Source organism: Acaryochloris sp. CCMEE 5410, from assembly GCF_000238775.2.
Taxonomy (GTDB): Bacteria; Cyanobacteriota; Cyanobacteriia; order Thermosynechococcales; family Thermosynechococcaceae; genus Acaryochloris.
Window position 1 is genome coordinate 1 of sequence record NZ_AFEJ02000004.1, and the last position, 16,661, is coordinate 16,661.

Sequence of the window (16,661 nt, forward strand, 5' to 3'; positions counted from 1 at the left end):
TCATAGCGACCTTTGAAGCATCAAGAAACTCTCAATGTCACGGCACTTGAAGCGAACCAGAGCTTTATGAGGCACACAAGGCCGCAGTCGATGATTGTCTGAAACGTCTGGACAACTAAGCCAGAGGCCGATGTCATGAAGACGATGCGGACCATCTATGGAGAGATGATTGACTATTACGATGAGGATGAATCTCTCGTAGATGCTCCAGAGCGCTATTACAGCGAATCCGAGGTTATCACTGACATCGACCGCATGAGTACCGCTGTCTGGGTCGGCTCCAACGCGATTGTTCAAAAGTTAGGCACCTACGTTAAACGAGAGGACTTCAAAGCCTCAGTCGAGGGTTTCTACCTGAAGCCTTAAAAAGTGTCGCGGGTGGTGCAGTCCAACGGATTCGGGCAAGAAACCCAACGAGGAAGATAAAGAACGCCATGCCCATGATGTGGTGTTGTCAGCCCCCAAAAGTGTGTCGATGGCACTGCACTTGGAAGGAGATAACAGACTCTTTGATGCCCACATGGAGGCAGTCCTCGAAACCTTTGAGTTGCTTGAACGAGAGTATGCCCAGACCCGAATTCAGGTGAATGGGTCCGCTCCGTCGTCGATACGGGCAATATGATTGCGGCGTTGATGCCTCATCACACGTCTCGCGATGGAGACATGCAGCTCCACACCCATATGCTGATCATGAATGGGACACAGGGACCAGATGGTCAGTGGCGGTCCCTCTCTCATGAAAAGCTAGCTCAGGCCAAGTGGATCGGCAGCTTCTACCGCCAGAAGTTGGCAGAGAAGGTCCAGCGTGGCTATCGGATCTACCAAACCAAGGATGCATTTGAGCTAGTGGGCTACGACCGTTCTGATGTCGAAGTCTTTTCTAAGCGTCACCGGGCCATCGTCAAAGCCGTTCGAGATGAAGGGCTAGAAGTTACTCCAGAGAACAAAAGCTGAAGGTACTCCCCACTCGCAAAGCTAAGCGGGTGTGGGTAAAAAGCTCCGAAATCATCCAAGACATTGGAGAGAAGAAGCCCTCTCTCAAGGGGTGAGCCATCCGATACTGGCTGAACCTCTGGCCGTCATGCCTGACCCAGATAGAGCCAGGTATGAGGTTGAGAGTGCCATTCGCCATTATGCGGAGTGGTCCTCCATCTTGAGAAGGACACATCTTATGCCTATGTCTTCAAGACCCTCAAGCGTCAGGGCATGGCTATGGAACAGGTGGATGAGGCCATCAAGCAAAGCAAAGAATTGATCCCGTTGAGCGTGGTTTCACCACCGTCACTGCCGTTGAAGAAGAAGCCCAGATCCATCAGCGCTGGATGGCAGGCCAAGGTCAGGCACAGCCGATGGTCGCTAATCCCTCACTCCTGGGATTTCGGTCAAGCTGAATGAAGACAGGCCAAGCATACTCAACACCCTCTCCAGCTCTGACCGTTACCAAATCTGGCAGGGCTTTCCAGGGGTGGGCAAGTCCAGAACTTTGGGAGTACTCAAGACTTTACTGAATGGATCTGGCTTAATATTCAAGGGTTCAGCCCCACGATTCCAGCGGCGAAGAAACTTCAGGATGAGCTAGGCATCACGACCAATACCGTGAGCATCTAGTTCTACATAAAGCTGATGACAGCCCATCAAGTCTGGCTGATTGATGAAGCGGGCATGAAAGCCGACACAGATGAAGATGATTCTGGAGAAAGCGAGCCCATTGGGGCAAAAGTCATCTTCGTGGGGGATGCAGGTCAAAACTCTTCAATTGAAGCGGGCATCCCTTCAAGTTTATGCAGGCCAATGGAGCCACCACTCACCGGATTGAGGAGATGTCAGGCAAAAAGTTGATGTCCAAAAGCAGGCCGTTGAACTGATTGCCAGAGGTAGAGGAATTGCAGCACTAGAACTCCTTGATGCCAATGGATATGTGATTGAGTCGGGCGATAAATCTGATATGGCCCAGCCGCAGCAGATCAGTACCTCGCTCTCCCCTCAAAGAACAAGAGGAACCCTGATTATCGCTGGCACCATGAGGAACGACTCGATACGGAGCAAGCCATTCGTAGAGGCGAGAAACAAGCAGGACGGCTGGGAGAATCCAGCAAGATTGTTCAGCTCAAGTCCGCAACTTGAGTATCGAGCAAAAGCGTCGGCGGATTGGTATCGAAAAGGGGATTACGTTCGGCTACTGCAAACGTCTAAAACCGCATCCATCAAGCGAGGAGAACTCTACAAGGTGGAACGACGAGAGGGAGATGAGCTGGTGGTATCTTCCTTTGGCGGTCGGCTCTATCGATTCAAACCAGCGAAATACAAACTCAGGAGGTCTACAGTGCCCATAAATTGATGTGGCCGTTGGGACAAGTTGCGGTGGACGACAACGATCAAAGAAACAACTGGATCAACGGCCACAGCTCACGGTCACCACCCTCGATGGCTTGAATATGAAGGTCAGGGACCATGAGGGACGTTCCCATGATGTACCACTGACGCAACCGCTTGCCTTGGAATATGACCGGGTGTGGACATCCTACCGCTCCAGAGTGGCAACAAGAAACGGACGATTGTCATCACCACAATGACCGTACCTCCAGCCGAGAGCCGTTCCTCGTCGATATTCTCGACAAGAACATGAACTAACTGTCTATACGAGAGCCTGAACAAACTCAGAACCGAGTCGCCAAATCCAATGCCCAAAAAAGTGCTTTAGATCTAATCGAGGGAACCTATGGAAACCAACGAACACAACAGAACGTCAACAATCAACAACAGAACGTCAACGAAATCAGAAGCCAACTCGGTCCCTCACGGACGCGATCACCATCCTGACCAATCAGTCGAAGAGGTCCAAGCCCAGAACCAACACATCCTAGACGAGAACAGAGAACTCAAGTCCCAGGTCAGGGAGCGGATCAACACCATTCCAATGGAAGTCAAAGCCGTTCTCAACCTGTTCATCCAGGAATTCAAGGAGGCGATGGCATCCAAGAAGCCTCGGATATGAGCGAATCGATCAAGGAACTCGCCAAGGCAATGGACAACTTAAGGATGAAATCGAGGATACCAGCGTCTGCAGTTGACGATGAGCGACAAGGTATTGGAGGCCGCAGAGGAAATCATGCAGATCAAGGACCAGCTCCCCCGACACGCCCCACCCAAGACGGTCGCTCAGTAAAACGGCAAGCCAGTATACAAAACGGTTCACCGGAATATCACACAATCTCCTCAGACCTAGTTGGCTGGGTGAATACCTGGTCTGAGGAGCAAGAGCTATCAGCAAGCGGGTTGGAGGATCACTTGCTGGCTCTTGCCAGGATATAGAGAATCTGACTCAAGTCTAGAACCCAGTTCCTTAGTGGTCTGGGCGAATTAGCTAATGTCGTTAAGGGGCAGCAAGGACACAAGCCCTCGCCCAGAACCTTACTTATATTCCCAGTCAATAAATAAAATTGACCAGACCATTGACCAGACCTCAGACAGCGACGAATCAAGACCATTGCCGATGCCGTAGTGGAATGGCGAACGGGTCAGGAGCTGGCTAATGCCGTCACTGAATTGGTGGATGTTCTGGCTCAGGGCACTGAAGGGTTAGACCGGGCTATTATCCGGCTCCAAGCGGGGATTGAGGCACCCAATATCTGGATGTTCAATCCCCGCAATGGCTGAGTTGGTCGATGCCGTTCAGGATTGGCAGACTGAGGTGGAAGTCTCGGCGGTCATGGACGAAGTACAGGATTTGGTTGCCTCAATCACGGTGCCTCAATTCCTGGGCATGGATGACCTGGCTCAGGATGTCCATGACCTCAATGAAGAACAAGCTTTAGCTGAGAGTGGCTTGGTTGAGCAGTTGGCTGATTTGACGACTCAGATTAACGAGCTGGCTAAACCCCAGCAAGTTCAGTTTGAGGGCATAGAGCAGCTTGCCGAAATCGTAAGCGAACTCCAGCAAGGGCAATCCTCGCTCAGGTGCAGCCCCAGCTCCAGGCCATCACCCAACAGATTGAAGCCTTTAACGCCAAGCAACCCACTTATTCTTTGCCAGAATTAAGGAGCTGGCCGATACCGTTAGTGAGTGGAGGGCACATGAATCCATTACTCAGCACATTGGCGCACTCATGATCTGACCGTTCGCGCTCAGCGAAGCCTGAAGACCTTCCCAGCTATGCTGCAATTGGCTAAATCCGTGAAGGCAATGCGCTCTGTGGATGCACTCATGAACGGGCCAGTCGCAGACCAACTCAAGGAAGTCGCTCGACAGTTGACGGACAAGGGATGAGTGTCACTCCTAAGCCCAAGACCATGATGATCAGGTGTTCTGGAAACCAGACTATACGGGAGTAGAACGACCTGACTATATTGACGAGAAGCATGGAATGAATGGGTGGCGAGCTGCGTCCATCCTGATGTGATTGCCGCTCGGCTCCAATCCATTGCCGATGATCAGGTGATTGATCGGTTGCTGGGAGCCAAGATTGAGGACATCGCCACTCGCAGGCGGGATGGGTCTTTCAAGACGGTCCGTAGTCAGTATCATATTGAGCCAATCCGTGCCTTGATTAATGATCGGTCGCATCCTGAAGTGTTGAGCTATCAAGAGCTAGCTGAAGGGGAGGCTGGTGGGCTGATGCTGGGGTTGACCCACTCACCTTTGAAGAACTCGGACCCAATGAGGAACCCACACTGAGTCTCTATGGAACGTTTAAACCTGATACTCCCCGCATCGACGTAGACAAGACCCGCAGAGCTAGAGCCAAAGACCCAAATGCCCCAACCAAATATCGCAAGTATGAGAATCCATTGGGAACCAAGCGCGAATTGTTTGAACGGGATATGGCCTTCCAACCCGTTCCAGATCACATCGCTGAGCGAATCTTTGATAAGTATGGTGTTGTGCAAACGGATGAGGAACGAACCAAAGGATTCTGGTACACCGTCTACAAGCATCCTGAGATTCCCATCTACCGGACTGAAGGAGACAAGAAAGATGCGGCATTAGTCTCTCAAGGAAGAGTCGTCATTGGCGGGCAGGGGGTCAATATCGGCTATCGGGCCAAGAACCAGCACGATGAAAACTCGAAAGACGAGTACTGCATCCGCAACTAGACGTGTTTGCGGTTCCAGGCAGAGAGTTCAGGTATGCCCATGACTGGGATTCAAAGCAGTCCACGGTCTGGAATGTGCGCCGTGAAATGGTCAGAGAAGCTGAACTCATTGAAGAAAGAGACTGCGAGACATGGAGAATTCCTTGGGACTCTGAGAAAGGGAAAGGCGTTGATGACCTGATCGCTAATCATGGCCCCATCGCGTTTGAGCGGGCTGACAAGAATGCCTATCCGATGGAGCGGGAAATCACGATGCACTATCGGGGACAGTACACCCAGATTAAGAAGCGATTGAATCGCCACTTGGATGCGCGGTCCACGATATTCCCATTTACCTAGAAGCGATGAAGGATGGGGACGAGATGGATGGCATTCGGGTCTTATGGGAGTCTTCCACTGCCCGATCCTTCCAGCATTATCATGACAAGCAGCACTATATTGAAGGCATCATCAAGCTCTCGGATGCCTATCGTAGACTCGTCAGAAAGACGGTGACCCCAAGGCCATGCAAATCCTCGTCAATAGACTGAAAAGCCCCGACCCATTATCAAGGTCGAGGCCAGAAGTCGGAACTTAAAGCGAGGTCGTGGGCGTTAGTCTACACGACGGGAGTCAACCACCGTACCGCCGTAAGGACTGATCCAATCAGAACCCGGCATGGGAGGTGGGCCTGGAACAATCTCTGTGCGCCTCCACCCAGATCTATCTTCAATTTCTATGAGGCTCCGTTCTTGAGGTTTGCGGTTTCTGGAAAGACTCGGCTTTGAATATCGTCTGAATAAATTTCTGACATGGGATTTCTCCTTGATTGAGTTACAACGTGAAACTGATTCGAGAGAATATGCCACCCCTTTATCGGGACATGGAAACTTCTCGTTTGGGCTGTTCTTTCTTCTCAACAGGGGACGGGCATTGTTCTTTTTAATCCTGGCAATGAGCTTGCTTGAATCTAGTCCTTTCTCTCGCCTCCGATTAATCGTATCTTTCTGTTCTTGGGTAAATCCAGCTAGCTCATCCTGACTTTCTGCGGTGGGACTCTCAGGCTGAGATGGGGTATTTTGGACTCTACATTATTTTCTCATCCCCAGCGGGCTGATTCTGAGAATTTAGTTTGGGTTCCTCAATCTCAGCCCGCTCATCTGTCGCTTTTGGCTTGGGAGCCTCTGTCTCAGCCTTCTGGCTTTTAGCTTCGCCTTGCTGCTCTTGATTATCCTTGGGAATGTCAGCCTCAGCTTTAAGGTCTTTCCCAGCGAGATTATAGCGATCTGGAAGCGCAATACCATTTGGATTCTGAGAACCGTGCGAGTGCCCACTTTAATCGTCAGCGTCCCTTTGAAATTCTCAGGGTTTTGAGTGCATCCTGAATCATCTGAGCCTGCTTTAGATTAACGGAACTGCGATCATGGTCAATCATTCCATCACCATCAAGCCGAATATCTCTTGTCGATTCAAAATAACTCGCAGATTGCTAATCTCAATGCTACGACCCAGCTTCTCAACAATATCCTCGTTGATCATACGGAGTGGGTCAAGGTCTTTAGGTTCCGAGGCTTTCGCTTTCGGTGCTTCGGCTTCAGGTGCTTGAGAGGGTTCCGCCCTTTCTGGCTCTGAGGAGTTGTGGACCACAGCCCTCGCTTCCTCCTCACTCATACCCTCGTCTTGACCCTGCATCACAACCAGCTCGTCATAGTATTTCTGCAACTGCGGATCTTCGCTGATGTGTTCCTGGATATCGGCATAGGTTAGCTCTTCGTCCAAGGCTTTAGACAATAACACCGCATATTGGTCTTGGCTTGTGGATTCAGTCTGTACCTCTGCCCCCTGCTCAAAGGCATCAAAGTTGGCCTCAGTGGTGACGAGTTTCTGAACGTCTTCAATGTCCATCCCATTAACAGCAGCTTGAGCCACGACCTTCTGATCCAGCTCACTCAATAATTCTGGATTCTCACTGAGGCGAGACTGAATATCCTCCCAGGTCAGATCTGGATTCTTCTCAAATTCACCCAGTAGTTGGGAATATTGCTGTTGGGCATCCGTCGATAGTTCCACCGAGGGATTCACTACAGAAGCATTCACTTCCAATACTGTTTGAGCTTCAGGCTCCTGGGTCAGCTCCTGATTAACCTCTGGGGTGGGGTTCTCTAGTTTGTATTGCGCCTCCACTGACTTTGCGGTCTCAGCTAGATAAACAGAGGTATCTTGAAGCTTTGCATCAGCCATCTGAGATACATTTGGTCCCTGGGAGATAATCGCGGTTGCTTCATCCGGTCCTTTCCCAGCTTTGAGCGCTTGGTAGAAGACTTGCTTGTCATAGTCAGCTCCCAAGTCGGGCTGATTTGGATAGTCTCCTGAATACGCTCATAGGTGAGATTGGGGTCATTCTGTTGCTCAGATAGGATCTTTACATATTCATCTCGTCGCTCCATATCGCGCTCTGTGGGGATGGAGGCTTGGTTCTGTGCTTCAGCCATTGTTGCTTGTCTCCTTTGTACGGTTTCCATTGCATTACGAACGTTCTGCTGCACTTGCTCTGGCAGCTTGCTCAGGGTCTCTTCAAACCAATTCTTGGCCCGGTTGATGTAGTGGTTGGTCATCCTCCACATATGGACCACGGGACGAGCCACCACGGTAGGAATGCCCTGTCTGGCATAGCTAATGGCAAGCTTGCCTGTATCAATCATGCTTTTCCCGATCACCGTCGGAGCGGCAAACCCACTCAAGGGCCGTGCCCAGGCATCCGTCTTTGCCAGCATGTCTGGGATTCTGACTTTCGTCCAATCATCAAATGCCCTCTGCCGGAACCAATGGGTCAAACCCGGTTGAATGTTTTTGGACATCTCCGCAAACTGATTCGTGAGCCGTGTTTCGGTAAAGTCATGGATACTGGAGTGCATCCAGTGAGTGGCTTGACCCACGGCACCCGCGACGAAGGGGCCAACGATGGGGGCATGGGTCGCTGCCACGGCTACCCCTGGCACCGCTGCCATCTGAATCCCTTTCTTAGCCACACGCATTAAGGGAGCCGCTTGGAAAAAGAGTTGTTCTTCGTCCCTGAGTTCTTGATATTTTTTGCTGATGAAATTCTGAAATTCAAGTTTTTCCATTATTCAAGTTCTCCATAGTTAGAGTCCTAATTCGTTCCGAGGTAATGTACCGCTACCGTCCAAACCCCCGATTTTGGCCTCGGTTCCGATTCTGGTTGAGCTTGTGGCCGTGGGTTTCCACCGCGACTTTGAGTTGGGCACTCTTCACATACCGCTCCGCCATCTTGGTTGGGTCTTGCACTTTCTCGGCATAGTCGCTCATCCGTAGCTTGGTCTTAATCACATCCGTGGGGGTGTTATTCCGTATCTCCTGCTTCGCCAGTTCCATTGCCTGTTCAGCGGTCTCGATCTTGACCGCCACTCGCGGCTTGCGGAGGGCGACGGCATTGATGATGACGCTGTTGGTCGCATTCACGGCCTGCTGGCCGATTTGCAACGCTTCTCTAAACTGCTGTTCTTCGCTACTCATGCGGCTTTCTCCTCTTGTTGCTTCAATTTGTGGGATTCAACTTCTTGGGTAGAGGGCAGCAAGGCATCCGCAGACACCATGCGGTCGGACATGATTTGTTCTGGAGAATCTAACACCCGCTCTTGGGCTATCCGCTCCATCTGCTTATGGACATGGCTTTCGTACATCCGTTCACATTCGGTGAACCGCTGCATATCCGTTCCATTCCGTTTCTTCAAGTTGAAGCGCATCCGAATGGGCCGATCATCCATGCCGGGGTTGGTGCAGATAAATTCCCCTTTCTTCAATCGTTTGATATCTGAAGCCGTAATCAGCCGCTTCTTTTCTCTTGCTCATTGCGGGAGCGGCTGTTGCCCATCTTCCCGTAGCTGCGAGACTTGGAATGGTAGTGCTTGGTGTACTCCCCCAAGTCCGCACTCAGGTCTTCTCGGACCTTGTAGCTCCCACTCTTAAAGATGAATTGGGTGGAGGTGTTGTCAAAGATGGACTCTGAGGTCTCCGACTGATATTTAATCTTGGGTTGGCTGTAGCTCTGCATGGATACAAAGGAATAGAACCCATAGCTCCGATCCAAGGACACCACTTCTTCAAAGCTTGGCAGCATCAATCGGGCGAATTCATCTAGGAACACACCAAAGGGCCGATCCCGTTCTGTATCCTCATTCAAGTTGCGCTGAATCAGTAGGTGAATAGCAACAGCGACTAATGGAGCCGTGGCTTTCTTGGCCTGTCCATCCAACTCAAAGAAGATGATTTGCTTGCCCGGTAGATCCAAGGGAATGGTCGATTGGGTAGGTTCGCGCCCATCGATGGACAGACAGGGGATGGTCTGACGGTTCACCATTGGCAAGAGGTAGTTGATGCCACTCGCTAATATGCCACCAGCGGTATCTTGGGTGCCCGTCACACTCATCAGGCCCACGAGCTGTTGCCTCACCCACATGCCTAAATCGCTATCTACCTTGAATGCGCCTTCTTGGTCGGCCATTTGAATCCGCTCTGCGATACCCGGCAGGCCCATCAAGGCCCAGACCATCGGTAAGTCGGAATAGTCTGCCCGCTTCGCCATCATCAATAGGGCTTGCAGGAAGTACTCTGCATGATTGTCGAAGAAGGGATGCTTGCCTGAAATATTGACAATCACGTTATCGGACAAGGTTGAGGCGATGGACCGCGCTCTCAATGAGTCATCCGCATCTTGCATAAATTTTAGGTAGTCAAAGCCATGACTGTATCGCTTACCGGGGGCAAAGCAGTAGCAATCATATGGATCTGGTTGCTTGAGGGCAAAGGGGATGAATTTCTTCTTGAGAGTACCCTTCACATCAAAGACAATCAGGGTGTGCTCCTGGCGTATAGCATCTGCTAAGGCTAGCTCAATCACCGTGGCGGTCTTGCCCTTACCAGACCCACCCACGATGGTGACCAGGGGCTGGAGGTCTGGGAGGATCAGGGGGTCATCGCTGCCCAGACGCAGGGCTATCTCATCCCGTTTTCGGTCTCTGATTTGCTTTAATCCCAGCATCTTAGCTCGATGCTGTTCCCGTCTCGTGGCCCATCGGGCATCATCGGGTTCGCGTCTCGTCTCATCCTCAAACCACCACAGGGCAATTAGGATCAGGGCCAATAAACCCGTCAACCAGGGGAGAGGGCCATTGAATAGGGGAGACAGGTCAACCCCTTCAGATTGGGGCTGGGGAGGCTGTTCGGTTTTGTGCTGCATCATTCACCACCTTTGCTTTTAGCGATGGGGATGAATCTGTCGTTGTGTCTAAAGTAGTGGTCGCAGCAATAGGTTTGCTGGCTGGAGTAACCCAACTGCACAAGCAGGGGCACTGCGAGAAATCTGATGTTGGTCATGGCGGTCAGAATTATCTACGCGATAATGTACCGCCAGGTCATTTTTGGGGTGGGGTGGTGGTGTGGTGGGAGCATTAGGAACTGAGTTAACAAGCTACAGTAAGAATGAATCTCAAGCTAAGCCCGTCAAGGAATGGGGAAGTGTAGTGACAGCTTATACCATTGACTTCAGCCCAATTACCAAACTCACAGATGAGCAGTTTGACCTTCTCTGTGAGGCCAATCCTGAAATTAAGTTTGAGCGCACCCCAACTGGAGAACTTGTGATTATGCCGCCAACTGGTGGGGAAACGGGTCGAGGTAATGCAAAACTTACCTCCCGATTCGTTGTTTGGAGTGAACGATATGGCCTTGGTGAAGTCTTTGATTCATCCACCTGTTTCAGAATTCCTGGTGGTGGTGATCGGTCCCCTGATGTGGCATGGGTAGAAAAGTCCCGCTGGGATGCCCTCACACCAGAACAACAACGCAAATTCCCGCCAATCTGCCCTGACTTCGTGCTGGAATTGCTCTCACCCAGCGATAACCTCACCGTGACTCAGCGGAAGATGCAGGAGTACCTAGCAAGTGGGATACGGCTAGGATGGCTTATCAACCCAGAAGATAAACAGGTGGAGATTTACCGACCAGGGCAGGAGGTTGAGGTGTTGCAATCACCCAGCGCGATTTCTGGAGAAGAGGTGCTGCTAAAGTTTAGCCTCAATCTGGAGTGGATTTGGAATTAAAGAAATTCTATTCCGAAATATAGTCTTAAATCTTATCTCTCTGTCTAGTTATTGATGTGGCACGGAGAAGCCCAACTGTTTATATGCCCAAACGTAGTGATCTGGTATCACAGGACCGGGAGAATTCAATGATTTTTGAATGACATCTCGTCCAGTAATCTCAACTCGATGAGCCAGCCACTGATAAGCTAATTGGCGAGAGACATCACGATCAAAGACTTCCGTAAGCTCTTGCCCACCTCCCCAGTAAGAAGATTCATAAATTAAGCTACATTTTTCATCTTTAAAGTGAATAGCCACTTCTCCTTGTACTTGTTTAGCTTGCCCATCAAAGTTTAAGACCGCATGATAGAGAGTTCCACCTCGGTAAGGAATTTCACCTATCACATTCATACTGTCAACTAAATACCTACCTTGTGTTTCAGGTACGCATTGTCTTAAGGAATCGAGTTTATTTCCATTCTGAGCCAAAGAAGCAGATGTCGGTAAAAATCCAAGCAACGAAACTGCGAATAGGCTAAGTATAGTTTTATTCATCGTTTTCACCTGAAATTGAAATATTTTTCGGGATCAACAGGATAACCTGAACGGTGGTTACCTTGAGTGTAGCCTTCAAAGAATTCAAAATGAAGGTGGTCTCCTCTACTACGCCCTGTGTTTCCAACCCTACCAATTTGATCTGCATTATCAACTGATTGACCGGGTCTCACATTAACCTCTGAGAGATGAGCATAAAGTGTCCCTGTCCCGTTCGGGTGTCCAACTACAATAAAATTCCCATAGCCATCTGGGTCCCAGCCAACATGATCAATCGTACCAGCCTCAACTGATAACACAGGAGTTCCTTTTGCTGCACCAAGATCTACTCCTAGGTGTGGGCGTCCTCTTCTTCGATGAAAATGAGCGAAATAGTCTGTGAAAAGATAAGTTCCTTGTGGCAATGGTGAACTGTATGTTCCTGTTGCAATTCCTGTACCCTCTGGAGTAAGTACACCAAGTGAGCCAGGACCACTATTACTCGCTAGCGCACCGGGCCTGCAAGGCAACCCAGCCGAAGCAACACCAACAGGCTCATTCGTGGAAGCATCTCCAGTCGGTCCATATTTCTCAAAATTCGCGGGATTACTCCACACCTCACTTTGTTCAGGACCACCCGGCAGAGAGGTCCACTGCAAAGGACTCAACACCCGATCCGCCAGAGCAAAGTCTCCTCTCTCAATCGCAGCCATCAAATCAACGTTCTCTTCGGCTCCAATAATCTTGATCCACTCCACCGCAGCTTGAGCCGCAACCGCCCGGTCTCTGGTCCAACCATCTATTCCTGTTCTTTGCAGAAGAGACTGCCTAGACTCTGGCGTGAACTGATAAATTCCATAAGCACCCGTCTGAGAATTGGGCTTCCAATTCGTCCCATCACTGCTTTCGCCAATTCTGATTCGGGCTAGATACTGTCTGAGATTATGGTCAGGATCGGCGGGCGTTGCAGGCGTTGACGTGCCCTGACTTTGACCATTGCTAGCGGTAGGGCTGAAGGTAGCAGCCGCCTGGTCCGTACCTACAAACCGCCAGTGCCAAGGCTCAAAGCTCACCCCTTGGCTATTGCCCTCTGGGAATGACAACTCAAACCCATACTTGCCCGCATTGGCTTGCATCCAGGCATACTCAGATGTCCGTGCCCAAGACCGATCTAAGCTGGAATTCTGGTTATTGCCCACATCCACGGCTAGACCCGTGTGATGCTCACTATGACCGGGAGGCGCTGAGGTCAAGGCAACCACTTCTGGAGAAGCACTCGCCACCTTGTTATCCCAAATCGACTGCTGAACAGCCACGGAACGGAAGCCCGAGACTGCTTTGATATCCAATCCTTGAGACGCAGCATCTTGCCGCATCTGTTCAAAGGCTTGGGCTGCATCTGGAGCTAGAGTCTCCTGTACGCCATCGACAGAGGTCACGTTGACTAATTGACCCGTGGTTTCTGCATAGGCAAGATGACCATATTTTGAATTCGTTGGAGAAACATCACTTTGCCCTGATGAAGCAATAATCTGATTGGGGTCGCAATACACCTGACTCAGGCCCGCAGCCGTCAACGCTCGATTCCTAAACTTGGCAATCTCAGCAGGCAGGCTCCTTCGACTCGCCACTAGGAACAAGCCCCCTTCTTGAACAGTGAATGGTGTCGGAATCACAAAGAAGTGAGGGGTGCATTGCTCCCCCAGGATCGGAATGGTGTAGCAGAATTGGATGGCAAGGGAAAGCTTGGCAGTACTCGGTTTATCGGGATACTCCTTAATATCCCTCAAGACAAACTTGGTGTAAGAATTAGGACCAAAGGGCTTAATGCCTGCTGGTTCCCAACCCCCATTGACAATCTTTGGTAAACCCTTACCCCCTTTGACACCCTGACCATTCTTGCCTTTGGAATGCCCTTGCACCCATTGCTTCCCTTCAATATCGTCATCCCCCGTCACTTGGGCGAGGGGAGAGCTGATAAACTTCCGCATCTCAAAGTGGGGGCAGTTGTTCGCCCTCTGGTTTTTAGTCTGACCGAGGGTGCATTTGATGGGTCGAAACTTCTGGTCTTCCGTACCACCGGACAAGGCATGTTGAACGGAGGGTTCTTCTGGTCCCTCAACACCACTGTAGGCAATATCAAACCTTGCAAACACATCCCCAGCCAAGAAGCTAAAGGCCAGGTCAAAGGGTAGCTTGTTGACGGGAATGTCGGAGAGGCCCGGAACGGAGTTGACCAATTCATCCTCAGCACCGGGTATCTCTTCAATCGCCAGGTCCGCAATCTTAGGTAGGGTCTGCTCAATGGGCTGATTGACCAGATCAGGGACGGCACCCAAGGGCAAATTCTTTAGCTCAGGCACGGCCTTGATCACTTCTTTAACGGCTACATTCGTCCCTTTAGCGAGGACATAAGCTTGTGCCCGCTTTCTCACCTGTTGCCAGTTGCCGTTAATCGCATCACCGACGAGAGGGACAATCTGATTAACGGGCAGCTTCTTGAGGGTGGGACCAATCTTCTTACCAATCCCTGCTAGCTGAATCTGCTCAGCCTTGGATATTACACCCTCCCAATTGCCCCGTGCTAAATCCTGAAGCGGAATCCCTTTAAAGGCGGGTATCTTGCTGAGGTTGGTTATCAGCACTTTCTCTCCCGTGGTCAGGGCGGCTTGCTGGAGCTGTTTGCCTGCTTGAGACGGGTCATACAACACTCCTAATGCGGCTTGGATAGCGGGAGCGGCATCATCCACGGTGATTTTCTGACCGTTATTAAGCTTCGTATAGAGGTTATCGACTTCATCAACCGTCAGGCCATAGACAAGGGGCACATCGCCAATGGGCACACCTGCAATATCCGTGCCCTGTCTCGCTGAAATATCTCGCAGGGTGAGTTTGGTGAAAGATGCCGTGACGGGATTTTGCTGCAAGTCTCCAAACTTGAGGATTTGGTCAGGAGTCGCCCCTTGCGGCCATGCTCGATCAATCTGGTAAGGAAGCTGCACCCCATTGGGTAAAGGTGGAATCTCGACATATCCCGCTTGCTCAGCCGTCGTGAGTTGTCGAAACGTCGGGGACGGTCCAGGATCTGGGTCATAGTAAAGGCCCGGTAAGTTGACGGGGGTATCTGGGCTAAGTGCTGCTGTCTGTTGCTGCTGCTGAGCGAGGGCGGGGGCTATCTGCGTTAGGGAGGGCAGACTAGCCAGGAAAAAGGCAAGTAATTTCTGTTTCATAAGGGGAATGCTGTGGTGCGATAAATGAATGTACCGCTCAAGGAAAACGGCCCCATCTGGAGCCGCTATCTGTCCATCCCAGAAGGGAAAATCAAAGGTGACTGATTGACGATCTACAGCTCAGCGAATAGAAGCTCACTGATTACCTCCTGAGTCGTTTCCAGAGTCCTTGAGCAGCAAGATCCAGGCGATAATCCCCAAGATCCAACCGATGGGGCCTGCAAGAAACAGGAACGGTGTGAGGACGATCAGGAGCATGACAAGACAACCTTTCATCAAACGCCCTCCACAAAGTAAATTTCCACCTCTTTATCGAAGTGATAGAGGCCATTTCGAGAACGACTAGACCGATTGGGAGCAAAGCTACTCACGAGGGATGAGGCTCTATCTCCCACACTGCTAGAACGAAGCTGGTCAATGCCTACATTGAGACCTACCCTGAGCAGTTTGTTGCCAAAGCCTTCTCCCTGGCCTTTGAGCTTGGCTTGCAGATAGGGGGACTGCTTATACTGGACAACCGCAACGGGGGTCTTTCTGCCGTCTGGTGATTCATCCGTGAGATTGACATGCTCAATGGGTTGCTGATTGACTTCCACCACTTGCATACTCAAAAAGTCGCCCTCAGCACTAGTCACCTCAGCAATCACTTTTGAGCCTTTCTTCGCCATTGCCCCTAAGTCTTCACTGAGGGTCAACAGATACCGCTGACCGATGATCGCGTCACTGTTCTGGGGTATCCAGGTAATCGGATTGTCCAGCTTCGCCTTGGCTGTGGTGCCTGGGGAAATCAGTCCTTTACCCAATGGACTACTGCTAGCGGGGTAGAGGACAGTGGGTACATCGGATACCTGATTATCTTCCAGCAAGTCTCCCGTCAAAGAAGCCACCAGTATTCCTTGGGGTGGAGGGGCCTTAGCAACGGGCTTGGTGGTAATCGGTTTACGGACGGGGTGAGAGGTGGATACCTTGATGGAACGAATGGGCTTGGGCGTAACAGGTCGAGCAGGCTGCACGGGCTTCGGAGTAAAGGCCGACTGCTGGGCAAGGCTAAAGTTAGCAGCAGGCTTGGGGGCTTGGGCGACGGGTTGAGGTCTCGGTGCAGGAGGTCTAGCGGCAACCGCAGGCTTGGGAGCAGGTCTATTGCGATAAACGATCCGAGGGCGAGATGGGGGTACAGACCGACGGACCTGAATCGGTCGTGAGACGCGGTGGACTGCACTGGGCGGTCTGCGGTTGGGCTGGGCTGGCGTTGTCTTCGGCACCACTATCGGCTTCTGGGGAACCGCTGTGAGCTTGTTCTGGCCCGGAGCATCGGTCACATTCCCCGTTTCATACTTCTGCTTTAGCTCAGAAATTTGGACGGCTTGGCTCTTGATAATGGCATCCTTGTCATCCTCTGGCATCCCAATCGTGGGTTGGGGCCTGGTGGCAACCGCTGGCTTGGGAGAATCACTGTTCCCTGATGTCACGGCTTGAACCACCGCCAGAATCAGAAAGATACTCCCTCCAATCACTCCAATCTGGATGGGTAGCCGTCGTCTTGTCTTGGTCGGTGTCTGGGCATCAAACTCATGGGTCAGTTCCGGTAAATGGAAGTCTTGCAGGGTGGCGGAAACAGGTTCTTGGGGTTGTTCTTGTGCTGGGTCTGGCTGGGTTGGTTTGGCCTTGGGCTTAGTCTTGTTAATCGCAGCTAGGGCTTCTTTCTTGGTCTTGATGTCGCTCAT

23 protein-coding genes and 1 pseudogene are annotated in these 16,661 nt (G+C 51.1%); 15 read left to right on the top strand and 9 right to left on the bottom strand.

The window, feature by feature from the left end; all coding sequences use genetic code 11:
• The first annotated feature begins 135 nt into the window (after positions 1 to 135).
• From ON05_RS32215 to ON05_RS32270, 13 genes and pseudogenes are all read left to right on the top strand, one after another.
• Complete coding sequence (locus ON05_RS32215) at positions 136 to 366, top strand: hypothetical protein (RefSeq protein WP_262562580.1); 231 nt, start codon at positions 136 to 138, stop codon at positions 364 to 366.
• 85 nt (positions 367 to 451) lie between these two features.
• Entirely contained in the window at positions 452 to 622 is a 171-nt protein-coding gene (locus ON05_RS32220) for a relaxase domain-containing protein (protein WP_262562581.1), read from the top strand.
• An 11-nt stretch (positions 623 to 633) separates the two neighbouring features.
• Positions 634 to 954, top strand: coding sequence for a MobF family relaxase (gene mobF, locus ON05_RS32225; RefSeq protein ID WP_262562582.1), 321 nt, complete (start codon positions 634 to 636; stop codon positions 952 to 954).
• A gap of 511 nt (positions 955 to 1,465) precedes the next feature.
• A complete protein-coding gene (locus ON05_RS38855; protein ID WP_396150728.1) occupies positions 1,466 to 1,579 on the top strand; it encodes a hypothetical protein in 114 nt (37 codons plus the stop codon).
• A 44-nt stretch (positions 1,580 to 1,623) separates the two neighbouring features.
• A complete protein-coding gene (locus ON05_RS32230; protein WP_262562583.1) occupies positions 1,624 to 1,839 on the top strand; it encodes an AAA family ATPase in 216 nt (71 codons plus the stop codon).
• A 79-nt stretch (positions 1,840 to 1,918) separates the two neighbouring features.
• Positions 1,919 to 2,338 (top strand): hypothetical protein, encoded by a 420-nt coding sequence (locus tag ON05_RS32235; protein WP_262562584.1) that lies wholly within the window; start codon positions 1,919 to 1,921, stop codon positions 2,336 to 2,338.
• 1 nt (position 2,339) lies between these two features.
• On the top strand, positions 2,340 to 2,573 hold the full coding sequence (locus ON05_RS32240; RefSeq protein ID WP_262562585.1) for a hypothetical protein: 234 nt from the start codon (positions 2,340 to 2,342) through the stop codon (positions 2,571 to 2,573).
• A gap of 146 nt (positions 2,574 to 2,719) precedes the next feature.
• A complete protein-coding gene (locus ON05_RS32245; RefSeq protein ID WP_262562586.1) occupies positions 2,720 to 2,995 on the top strand; it encodes a hypothetical protein in 276 nt (91 codons plus the stop codon).
• Positions 2,992 to 3,312, top strand: a complete 321-nt coding sequence (locus tag ON05_RS32250; protein WP_262562587.1) for a hypothetical protein — start codon at positions 2,992 to 2,994, stop codon at positions 3,310 to 3,312. Before ON05_RS32245 ends, ON05_RS32250 begins: the two co-directional genes overlap by 4 nt.
• Before the next feature lie 189 nt (positions 3,313 to 3,501).
• Positions 3,502 to 3,657 (top strand): hypothetical protein, encoded by a 156-nt coding sequence (locus ON05_RS32255; protein WP_262562588.1) that lies wholly within the window; start codon positions 3,502 to 3,504, stop codon positions 3,655 to 3,657.
• Complete coding sequence (locus tag ON05_RS32260; RefSeq protein ID WP_262562589.1) at positions 3,650 to 4,039, top strand: hypothetical protein; 390 nt, start codon at positions 3,650 to 3,652, stop codon at positions 4,037 to 4,039. Before ON05_RS32255 ends, ON05_RS32260 begins: the two co-directional genes overlap by 8 nt.
• 333 nt (positions 4,040 to 4,372) lie before the next feature.
• Positions 4,373 to 4,675: a hypothetical protein gene (locus tag ON05_RS32265; RefSeq protein ID WP_262562590.1), complete on the top strand. Its 303-nt coding sequence runs from the start codon at positions 4,373 to 4,375 to the stop codon at positions 4,673 to 4,675.
• Positions 4,676 to 4,821: 146 nt separating this feature from the next.
• Positions 4,822 to 5,432: pseudogene (locus ON05_RS32270) on the top strand (DUF3854 domain-containing protein).
• A gap of 1,071 nt (positions 5,433 to 6,503) precedes the next feature.
• On the opposite strand, the gene ON05_RS32275 reads toward ON05_RS32270, so the two are convergent.
• The 5 genes from ON05_RS32275 to ON05_RS32295 are packed head-to-tail and all read right to left on the bottom strand — an operon-like array spanning position 6,504 to position 10,332.
• Complete coding sequence (locus ON05_RS32275) at positions 6,504 to 7,313, bottom strand: hypothetical protein (RefSeq protein ID WP_262562592.1); 810 nt, start codon at positions 7,311 to 7,313, stop codon at positions 6,504 to 6,506.
• Positions 7,274 to 8,197 (bottom strand): DUF4168 domain-containing protein, encoded by a 924-nt coding sequence (locus ON05_RS32280; RefSeq protein ID WP_262562593.1) that lies wholly within the window; start codon positions 8,195 to 8,197, stop codon positions 7,274 to 7,276. The genes ON05_RS32275 and ON05_RS32280 overlap by 40 nt, the downstream gene beginning before the upstream one ends.
• A 52-nt stretch (positions 8,198 to 8,249) precedes the next feature.
• Positions 8,250 to 8,606 (bottom strand): hypothetical protein, encoded by a 357-nt coding sequence (locus ON05_RS32285; RefSeq protein ID WP_010480858.1) that lies wholly within the window; start codon positions 8,604 to 8,606, stop codon positions 8,250 to 8,252.
• Entirely contained in the window at positions 8,603 to 8,893 is a 291-nt protein-coding gene (locus ON05_RS32290; protein ID WP_262562594.1) for a hypothetical protein, read from the bottom strand. Before ON05_RS32290 ends, ON05_RS32285 begins: the two co-directional genes overlap by 4 nt.
• 23 nt (positions 8,894 to 8,916) lie before the next feature.
• The gene (locus ON05_RS32295; RefSeq protein WP_262562595.1) at positions 8,917 to 10,332 is read right to left on the bottom strand and encodes a type IV secretory system conjugative DNA transfer family protein; all 1,416 of its coding nucleotides are present in this window, start codon (positions 10,330 to 10,332) and stop codon (positions 8,917 to 8,919) included.
• Positions 10,333 to 10,373: 41 nt separating this feature from the next.
• Here ON05_RS32295 and ON05_RS32300 point away from each other — a divergent pair, with 41 nt between their 5' ends.
• Both ON05_RS32300 and ON05_RS32305 read left to right on the top strand, forming a co-directional pair.
• Positions 10,374 to 10,544 carry a hypothetical protein gene (locus ON05_RS32300; RefSeq protein ID WP_175307298.1) on the top strand — a complete coding sequence of 57 codons (171 nt, stop codon included), beginning with the start codon at positions 10,374 to 10,376 and terminating at the stop codon, positions 10,542 to 10,544.
• Between the two features lie 68 nt (positions 10,545 to 10,612).
• Positions 10,613 to 11,191 (top strand): Uma2 family endonuclease, encoded by a 579-nt coding sequence (locus tag ON05_RS32305; RefSeq protein ID WP_029315774.1) that lies wholly within the window; start codon positions 10,613 to 10,615, stop codon positions 11,189 to 11,191.
• A 48-nt stretch (positions 11,192 to 11,239) separates the two neighbouring features.
• Here the strand turns inward: ON05_RS32305 and ON05_RS32310 are convergent, their stop codons facing one another.
• From ON05_RS32310 to ON05_RS32325, 4 genes are all read right to left on the bottom strand, one after another.
• Complete coding sequence (locus ON05_RS32310) at positions 11,240 to 11,728, bottom strand: hypothetical protein (protein WP_139026185.1); 489 nt, start codon at positions 11,726 to 11,728, stop codon at positions 11,240 to 11,242.
• Positions 11,729 to 11,733: 5 nt separating this feature from the next.
• On the bottom strand, positions 11,734 to 14,937 hold the full coding sequence (locus ON05_RS32315) for a D-alanyl-D-alanine carboxypeptidase family protein (protein WP_010480851.1): 3,204 nt from the start codon (positions 14,935 to 14,937) through the stop codon (positions 11,734 to 11,736).
• Positions 14,938 to 15,072: 135 nt separating this feature from the next.
• Complete coding sequence (locus ON05_RS32320) at positions 15,073 to 15,213, bottom strand: hypothetical protein (RefSeq protein ID WP_010480848.1); 141 nt, start codon at positions 15,211 to 15,213, stop codon at positions 15,073 to 15,075.
• A complete protein-coding gene (locus ON05_RS32325; RefSeq protein WP_010480847.1) occupies positions 15,213 to 16,661 on the bottom strand; it encodes a hypothetical protein in 1,449 nt (482 codons plus the stop codon). The genes ON05_RS32320 and ON05_RS32325 overlap by 1 nt, the downstream gene beginning before the upstream one ends.

Excerpts from the sequence above, each read along its gene's own strand:
- ON05_RS32245 (WP_262562586.1), top strand. The coding sequence starts at position 2,720 with ATGGAAACCAACGAACACAACAGAACGTCAACAATCAACAACAGAACG.
- ON05_RS32230 (WP_262562583.1), top strand. The coding sequence starts at position 1,624 with ATGACAGCCCATCAAGTCTGGCTGATTGATGAAGCGGGCATGAAAGCC.
- ON05_RS32310 (WP_139026185.1), bottom strand. The coding sequence starts at position 11,728 with ATGAATAAAACTATACTTAGCCTATTCGCAGTTTCGTTGCTTGGATTT.
- ON05_RS32275 (WP_262562592.1), bottom strand. The coding sequence starts at position 7,313 with ATGGCTGATGCAAAGCTTCAAGATACCTCTGTTTATCTAGCTGAGACC.
- ON05_RS32320 (WP_010480848.1), bottom strand. The coding sequence starts at position 15,213 with ATGAAAGGTTGTCTTGTCATGCTCCTGATCGTCCTCACACCGTTCCTG.
- ON05_RS32280 (WP_262562593.1), bottom strand. The coding sequence starts at position 8,197 with ATGGAAAAACTTGAATTTCAGAATTTCATCAGCAAAAAATATCAAGAA.
- ON05_RS32250 (WP_262562587.1), top strand. The coding sequence starts at position 2,992 with ATGAGCGAATCGATCAAGGAACTCGCCAAGGCAATGGACAACTTAAGG.
- ON05_RS32325 (WP_010480847.1), bottom strand. The coding sequence starts at position 16,661 with ATGAGCGACATCAAGACCAAGAAAGAAGCCCTAGCTGCGATTAACAAG.
- ON05_RS32285 (WP_010480858.1), bottom strand. The coding sequence starts at position 8,606 with ATGAGTAGCGAAGAACAGCAGTTTAGAGAAGCGTTGCAAATCGGCCAG.
- mobF (WP_262562582.1), top strand. The coding sequence starts at position 634 with ATGCCTCATCACACGTCTCGCGATGGAGACATGCAGCTCCACACCCAT.
- ON05_RS32295 (WP_262562595.1), bottom strand. The coding sequence starts at position 10,332 with ATGATGCAGCACAAAACCGAACAGCCTCCCCAGCCCCAATCTGAAGGG.
- ON05_RS32315 (WP_010480851.1), bottom strand. The coding sequence starts at position 14,937 with ATGAAACAGAAATTACTTGCCTTTTTCCTGGCTAGTCTGCCCTCCCTA.
- ON05_RS32215 (WP_262562580.1), top strand. The coding sequence starts at position 136 with ATGAAGACGATGCGGACCATCTATGGAGAGATGATTGACTATTACGAT.
- ON05_RS32260 (WP_262562589.1), top strand. The coding sequence starts at position 3,650 with ATGGCTGAGTTGGTCGATGCCGTTCAGGATTGGCAGACTGAGGTGGAA.